The organism is Paenibacillus ihuae, assembly GCF_001368795.1.
Lineage (GTDB): Bacteria > Bacillota > Bacilli > Paenibacillales > Paenibacillaceae > Paenibacillus_AQ > Paenibacillus_AQ ihuae.
Genome location: NZ_LN831198.1, coordinates 3,963,859 through 3,969,962, shown reverse-complemented (window position 1 = coordinate 3,969,962; position 6,104 = coordinate 3,963,859). Strand labels below are relative to the sequence as shown.

9 protein-coding genes are annotated in these 6,104 nt (G+C 52.7%); 6 read left to right on the top strand and 3 right to left on the bottom strand.

What is annotated here, in order from left to right:
- Window positions 1–58: 58 nt before the first annotated feature.
- Window positions 59–496, bottom strand: coding sequence for a NucA/NucB deoxyribonuclease domain-containing protein (locus tag AQR02_RS18345; protein ID WP_054941711.1), 438 nt, complete (start codon window positions 494–496; stop codon window positions 59–61).
- A 171-nt stretch (window positions 497–667) separates the two neighbouring features.
- Here AQR02_RS18345 and AQR02_RS18340 point away from each other — a divergent pair, with 171 nt between their 5' ends.
- Complete coding sequence (locus AQR02_RS18340) at window positions 668–1,084, top strand: cytidine deaminase (protein ID WP_054941710.1); 417 nt, start codon at window positions 668–670, stop codon at window positions 1,082–1,084.
- A gap of 137 nt (window positions 1,085–1,221) precedes the next feature.
- On the top strand, window positions 1,222–2,688 hold the full coding sequence (locus AQR02_RS18335; protein WP_054941709.1) for a glycosyl hydrolase: 1,467 nt from the start codon (window positions 1,222–1,224) through the stop codon (window positions 2,686–2,688).
- A gap of 7 nt (window positions 2,689–2,695) precedes the next feature.
- Here AQR02_RS18335 and AQR02_RS18330 read toward each other — a convergent pair whose 3' ends face one another.
- Window positions 2,696–3,190 (bottom strand): PH domain-containing protein, encoded by a 495-nt coding sequence (locus tag AQR02_RS18330; protein ID WP_054941708.1) that lies wholly within the window; start codon window positions 3,188–3,190, stop codon window positions 2,696–2,698.
- Window positions 3,191–3,380: 190 nt separating this feature from the next.
- On the opposite strand from AQR02_RS18330, the gene AQR02_RS18325 reads away from it, so the two are divergent.
- The gene (locus AQR02_RS18325) at window positions 3,381–4,034 is read left to right on the top strand and encodes a hypothetical protein (RefSeq protein ID WP_054941707.1); all 654 of its coding nucleotides are present in this window, start codon (window positions 3,381–3,383) and stop codon (window positions 4,032–4,034) included.
- A gap of 216 nt (window positions 4,035–4,250) precedes the next feature.
- Window positions 4,251–4,562 (top strand): YolD-like family protein, encoded by a 312-nt coding sequence (locus AQR02_RS18320; protein ID WP_054941706.1) that lies wholly within the window; start codon window positions 4,251–4,253, stop codon window positions 4,560–4,562.
- Between the two features lie 4 nt (window positions 4,563–4,566).
- Here the strand turns inward: AQR02_RS18320 and AQR02_RS32910 are convergent, their stop codons facing one another.
- Entirely contained in the window at window positions 4,567–4,728 is a 162-nt protein-coding gene (locus AQR02_RS32910; RefSeq protein WP_167347620.1) for a hypothetical protein, read from the bottom strand.
- A gap of 138 nt (window positions 4,729–4,866) precedes the next feature.
- Between AQR02_RS32910 and AQR02_RS18315 the strand changes: the two genes are divergently transcribed.
- The gene (locus tag AQR02_RS18315) at window positions 4,867–5,547 is read left to right on the top strand and encodes a M15 family metallopeptidase (protein WP_054941705.1); all 681 of its coding nucleotides are present in this window, start codon (window positions 4,867–4,869) and stop codon (window positions 5,545–5,547) included.
- 79 nt (window positions 5,548–5,626) lie between these two features.
- Window positions 5,627–6,073 (top strand): WGxxGxxG family protein, encoded by a 447-nt coding sequence (locus tag AQR02_RS34565; protein ID WP_054941704.1) that lies wholly within the window; start codon window positions 5,627–5,629, stop codon window positions 6,071–6,073.
- Window positions 6,074–6,104: the final 31 nt, after the last annotated feature.

Below are 6,104 nucleotides of genomic sequence, written 5' to 3'. Positions count from 1 at the left end.
AAAGCCCCCCTGCCGATACTGACGGCAGGGGGCTAATCCATACGTATGCGGTTCTTGTTTACTTGAACATGAACTCTACCCGGGTTCCGTCAGCATAACCTTCCAGCTGATTGCCAACCCAGCTTCCGGCCCCGCGGTTGTCGCTGGGCGTTATGTATTCAATATCGGCACCGCTGCCGCCTTCGGCACACATCGCCATCGGCCATTCATCACGGTCGTAGCCCTTCTTGGTCGGCACGCCGGACAAGGATTCCTTGCGGTTCTCTTCGGCATCTTCCCGGCTGATGGTACAGACGGCTGATTCACCGCTCTCAATCGCTTCCTGGATATGCTCGGCGGTTTCGGGATAACGGTCTGCCGGGAACTCCAGCTGTACGATTTCTGAGTCATCTGTAGAAGGTGGCGTGACGGGCGGGTTATTTTCCTCAAGCCAGTAAGCCACTAGGACCAGCAGTACAATGATGATAAGAGTGGAGATGAATTTCTGCTTTTTCACATGCTCCTCCTAAACGGTTCGTATGTCTTTATGCTTCTGCCTAATCAGTATAGCGTATAACAAACGGCTTTTAGTATACTAAATTAGGAAAAGGTTACCACACACGAAGTCAGTTTTGCCCGAAGCATTAGATAAGGCATAAGCTTGCAAAACGTTTAGGAGGACAAGCACATGGAAGATGAGATTTCGATTGAGGACCAGACCCTGATAGCTTCGGCTAAGGAGATTATCAGAAAACGATATGCGTGGGGGCGGCATCATGTCAGCGCAGCGTTGCGCACGAAGACGGGGGAGATTTTTACAGCTGTTCATCTGGAGGCAAATCTGTCGCGGGTTAGCGTATGTGCCGAGGCGATGGTTATCGGTAAAGCGATATCCGAGGGGTACCAGGAGTTCGACACCATTGTTGCCGTGAGGCACCCGGATCCGGACAATGAGGATAGAGAGATCAAGGTGGTATCGCCATGCGGGATGTGCCGGGAGCTGATCGCGGATTACGCCAAGGATTGCAAGGTGATTGTACTTGAGGAAGGGAACTTGGCCAAAGTGGATATTCTTGAGCTTTTGCCGCTGCGGTATGCGAGGTAAGTGACAGTAAGTGACAGCAATAGCCGCAATGGTAATCATACATATTGAAAAAATGAATATTTTACCGAATGCTCAACATTCGCCGCGTCCTTGTCCCGGTTGTCCCCATACAATGGTGTAAAAGGTAGGTGGGAAGAATGGATCAACGCATCCTCCGGGATCTACTCGACTCGGCGTCGCGGCTGGTGAACGATGTCCGCTGGCAGGCGTCCTTCCGCAGCTTGGTGATGGAACCTGCCGACACGGCTCTTGCGCCCCCGGCGAAGAGCTTGCTGAAGAAGCTGTATTCGCTGCAGGGCAAAGGCATCATCAGCGGACAGCATGATTATCTGGAGAATCCGGATGAGTACACTAATAAGCTGAAGGATACAGGGGGATTCTATCCCGGACTTCACGGCTATGAGCTGGGGGCGATCAGCAACCAGACAGAGGCGGTTATTGCCAGCCAGCGGCAGTCGGTGGTGGAGAGTGCCGTTCGCTGGCATAAGGCCGGGGGAATCGTGACGATGAGTTATCATGCGAATCTGCCGGGGACGGCTCCGGCCTGGTCCAATGTCTCCATGAGCCTCAGCGAGGCTGACTTTGCCAGATATATAACGCCGGGTACTGTCCAGTATGCCGCGCTGCTGGCAGATCTCGACAAGACGGCGCTGTCCTTACAACAACTGAGCAATGCAGGTGTTCCTGTCCTATGGAGACCGTATCACGAGATGAACGGGGGATGGTTCTGGTGGGGGCAGAAAAGCCGCTTCTCTGAGCTGTGGAACCTTATGTTCGAACGGTACACGGAGGTTCACAGGCTGCACAATCTGCTGTGGGTATGGAGTCCGAATGCCAAGAATCAGTGGTCGGGCGAGCCTGCGGACTACTATCCCGGTGCCGGCAGGGTAGACGTACTGGCCCTTGATATTTACGATGGAGATTTCAAGGCAAGCCACCATGACGGACTGTGGGACCTGGGACGCGGTAAGCTGATCGCCATAGGGGAAAACGGAGAGCTGCCTTCTCCGGCAGTCCTTGTGAGATCCCAGAGCAAATGGTCCTACCAGATGACCTGGGGCAAGCTGCTGTATGAGAAGAATTCGGACGCTGTGATTAAGGCTTATATGAAGAACAGTTTTGTAATCACCCGGGATGAATATAGGCTTATGCCTGCGGGAACGGAAATAACAACTGCTGCGGGAGTTAAAGGGGAGTACTTCAACAATATGACACTAAGCGGAGCTCCGGTACTGGTTCGTATAGATCCTGCGGTCAACTTCGTCTGGAGACAGTCCAGTCCTGATCCGGCGGTGGCTTCTGACAACTTCTCTGTGCGCTGGAGCGGCTGGCTGAAAGCGGACTTCAGCGAGAGCTATACCATTTATTCTTCTTCGGATGATGGTATCCGGGTGTGGATTGACGGAGGTTTGGTGATTGACAGCTGGATTAAGCAGAGCGGGCAGGAGCGAAAAGGCAGCGTGAATCTGACCGCCGGCAGGCTGCATGAGCTGAGAGTAGAGTACTTCGAAAACCAGGGCGATGCCAAAGCAGTACTGATGTGGGAAAGCCCCAGCCAGCCCAAAGTCATTATTCCAGCCGGGGCCTATATTCTTGCTGACTGAACGGCAATCAAATCTGTTCGCGGTAGCTGATATTGTTGGCGGTTTTTTCGTCACGCACCGCTTTGCGCAGCACATCCTTAACCGTAAGCACTTTGCGGATTTTGCGGAAAAGCAGCTGCGGGGACGAAGCGTCATCGGAGAATACCGTCAGAGTCCCGATACCGAGCAGACGGTCCGGAAGGGTCTGATCCACCGAGAAGTCATTGACCCGCAGCAGCTCGATTTCTTCCAGATCTTTGCCGATGAGTCCCGTCTTCACCATAATCCGCTGGCTGGTAATCGTATATCTGGTCGTGTTGAGACCAATCAAGCCCTTGAGCCGGTCAGAGAGGCCGGCAGGTTTGCCCTGCCAGAGCTCGGTTTCCGGGCCTCCCCCGGAAGCTGAGCCGCCCGCAGGACGGCGCGGGGCCGCTGAAGCAGCGGTGTCCGTACCCGCTCCGCATTCTCCGCAGAATTTGGCGCCTTGCTTATATTCAGCGCCACAGCTGGTGCAATAAGGCATAGATATCTTCCTTTCTTACTACAGGATGAGATTATATTTATTATAGCAGGGATTTCCAGTCACTATGGAGGTCTCTTTGTTATGAATGCGCTTTATTTATGAGGGGTGGGGATTTCGAGTCTTTTTTACATAAAATTTCATTTGCACTTTACAAAACCCGCCATTATTCTGTTAAGTGGAGGGATTAGAAATGAGAAAAACCTTACTGACAGTTTTGCTTATAATGGTCGTTGTCCTCAGCGCATGCAGCAAAGATAGTTCTGCACCTGCTTCAGAGGAAGAAGTGCAGGAAACTGTACAAAACTTTTACAATGAAATGTCGAAATTTGATGAGATGGGCAAATATTCTCTGGAAAGCTTCAATACAACACTGACTTCTTATTCGACAGGACAAGCCACGGACAAAGAACTGGAGAAAGCGGTCGATGAATTCCAGGACACAGCATCGGATATTGCCGATCAGGTCAAGGATGTGAAGATCTCCAAGAATCTGCCGAAGAATGTCCAGACCTTGCTTAGGGATGCTGCAATTGCGTTCCAAAGCGCCTATTCCATTAAAGAACAGGCTTCGCAGGGCGCAGTTTCCCCGGAGGTTACTGCCGATGAGTTCAACGCTTTGAATCAGCAGGCGGATGTAGCGATGCTGTACGGCATCTCCAAGCTGAATGAAGCAAGAGTAGCTGTAGGGCTGCTTGAGGAGGACAGCGCTGCTGAGGCTGAGCTGGGAACAACTGCCGGAACTGCGGCGGAGACAGACGGGTCGGCAGATACTGCCCAGAAGAGCGGGGCAAATGCCAGTACCTCTACGGTTACAGGCTCAGAGTCAGGCAGTACGGCGAATTAGAGATTTTTCTCGTGATCAGGTATTCCAATAAAGGCGCTGCACTGCTTGAGGGTGCGCGCCTTTTGCATGCATTCCGAAGCTTGGCGCTAGGGCTGTTATCTGCCTGCTGGCAGCTTTTTCTGCTTGATAAATAGGCAGCTCTGCGGATATAATACAAACATACGTTCGTATTATATAGAGCGCAACTGACCTTATCCAACTGGAAGGAGAGCGGAAATGAGCAAAAAGCTGGAGGATCGCGGCCTGCTTGAGCGTAAGAGCCGGATTAGCAGGGAGGAGCTGGAGACACTGCGCCGCGGCAAGCTGCTGCTGGATGCGGAGAAGCTGGAGGAAATCGAGTGTACGCTGGCGCTGTCGCTGCGGACCCATGTTCGGGTAACAGTCATTCTATATGATCCCTCCGGGAACAAGCTGCTGAACGGATTTGTTACCTCCATTCATACCCACTCGCGTGAAATTAAGCTGCAGTGGGCAGAGGAATGGAAATGGATTAACGTAGACGACATCGTAGAGGTTTACATAGTCTAGAGGTTTATTTTGCAGCGGAGGCTCCTGTTTTCTCATAAGCAATTAGCGTAACGGCGTGGTTGCCGGTTAATTGGGCAATAGCCGCTTCGGCTTGCCGGATAATCTCTACCGCATTCTCCTGGTCACTAAGTGCGGCTACCTTGTAGCTGTCGCTGTGAATGTCCATAGACTCATCCCACCTTTCGCGGGTAGTGTGGCCTTTTTTGCAGATCTTCATTCAATTGGACATCTATGCGCTGACCCTGGGGAAACCGTACAAGCAAAGCGGGAAGAGGGGGCATTTACTATACCAGGGGGTGAGTACATGCTGACTTTAGATCAGGTGAAGAGTAAATCAGCAGGCTGGCTGGGCAAGCTTCATCCCGTTCTGATGGCTGGCGCGAGTGCGCTAATCCAAAGGTGCTACGCCAAAGGAATTCCGATCGTCATTACCCAGGGGATGCGGACCATTGCTGAGCAGAATGCGCTTTATGCGCAAGGCCGGACAACCAAGGGGAATATTGTGACCAATGCCAGAGGAGGCAGCAGCTACCATAACTATGGTCTGGCGATTGATTTTGCCCTGCTTCTGCCGGACGGGAAAAGCATTTCCTGGGATACCTCCCGCGACGGGAACAATGATAGGCTTGCGGACTGGCAGCAGGTGGCGCAGGAGGCGAAGAAGCTCGGCTTCGCATGGGGCGGGGACTGGTCTTCTTTTAAAGACTATTCTCATCTGGAGATGACCTTCGGGCTTACCACTGAGCAGCTCCGGGCCGATAAACAGCCGACGGTACAGCAGGTGAAGGATGCCTTAGCCCTGATTAATGGAACCGGCAGCGAGACAGACCCGGCCATCACCGTTACATTAAATGGAGTCAAGATTACCAGCGGTTTTCTGGAGGACGGAACAACCTTCGCGCCAGTACGGGCGGTGGCTGAGGCGCTTGGAGCCAAAGTATCTTATGATCCGGTGAACAGGACAGTAAACCTCGTCGGAGAATAAGGATTGCTTGCATAGATGATGCTCGATGTGGGGAAATTATCAGCGAGATACCACACTATCCTCAAAGGGGGCATACATCTTGAAGAAGCTGATCACAAGCCTGGCATGCGGTACCGTGTTATCCATTAGCCTGCTGGGATCCGGTTATGCAGCCAATGCAGCTGGTACTGGCGGAGGAATGGGCACAGCGGTTCCCGATACCGGAACAACCGGCACAAGAACACAAGGAGTACGTGAGATGAACGGTACTGGCACCCATCTGATGAATCAGGGCAATACCATGATGAATCAGACCACAGGAACCATGCGTAAAGGCGAGAACATGGTAAGGGACGCGGTCACTCCGGGCGATAATAATAGGGTCTCTCCGCTGAACAACACAACGCAGACCGGCAGATACCGTGCCACAGCAACCACTAATGCCACAGACAACGACAACGACACGAACTGGGGCTGGCTCGGTTTGGTCGGTCTCCTGGGGCTGGCCGGCATGCGCAGCAGAAGCGGTGAACGTGATCGCCGCTAGCTCATCCTAAGCCTTACAGAGCAAAGCCCGT

Excerpts from the sequence above, each read along its gene's own strand:
- AQR02_RS18320 (WP_054941706.1), top strand. The coding sequence starts at position 4,251 with ATGAGCAAAAAGCTGGAGGATCGCGGCCTGCTTGAGCGTAAGAGCCGG.
- AQR02_RS18315 (WP_054941705.1), top strand. The coding sequence starts at position 4,867 with ATGCTGACTTTAGATCAGGTGAAGAGTAAATCAGCAGGCTGGCTGGGC.
- AQR02_RS32910 (WP_167347620.1), bottom strand. The coding sequence starts at position 4,728 with ATGGACATTCACAGCGACAGCTACAAGGTAGCCGCACTTAGTGACCAG.
- AQR02_RS18325 (WP_054941707.1), top strand. The coding sequence starts at position 3,381 with ATGAGAAAAACCTTACTGACAGTTTTGCTTATAATGGTCGTTGTCCTC.
- AQR02_RS18335 (WP_054941709.1), top strand. The coding sequence starts at position 1,222 with ATGGATCAACGCATCCTCCGGGATCTACTCGACTCGGCGTCGCGGCTG.
- AQR02_RS18340 (WP_054941710.1), top strand. The coding sequence starts at position 668 with ATGGAAGATGAGATTTCGATTGAGGACCAGACCCTGATAGCTTCGGCT.
- AQR02_RS18330 (WP_054941708.1), bottom strand. The coding sequence starts at position 3,190 with ATGCCTTATTGCACCAGCTGTGGCGCTGAATATAAGCAAGGCGCCAAA.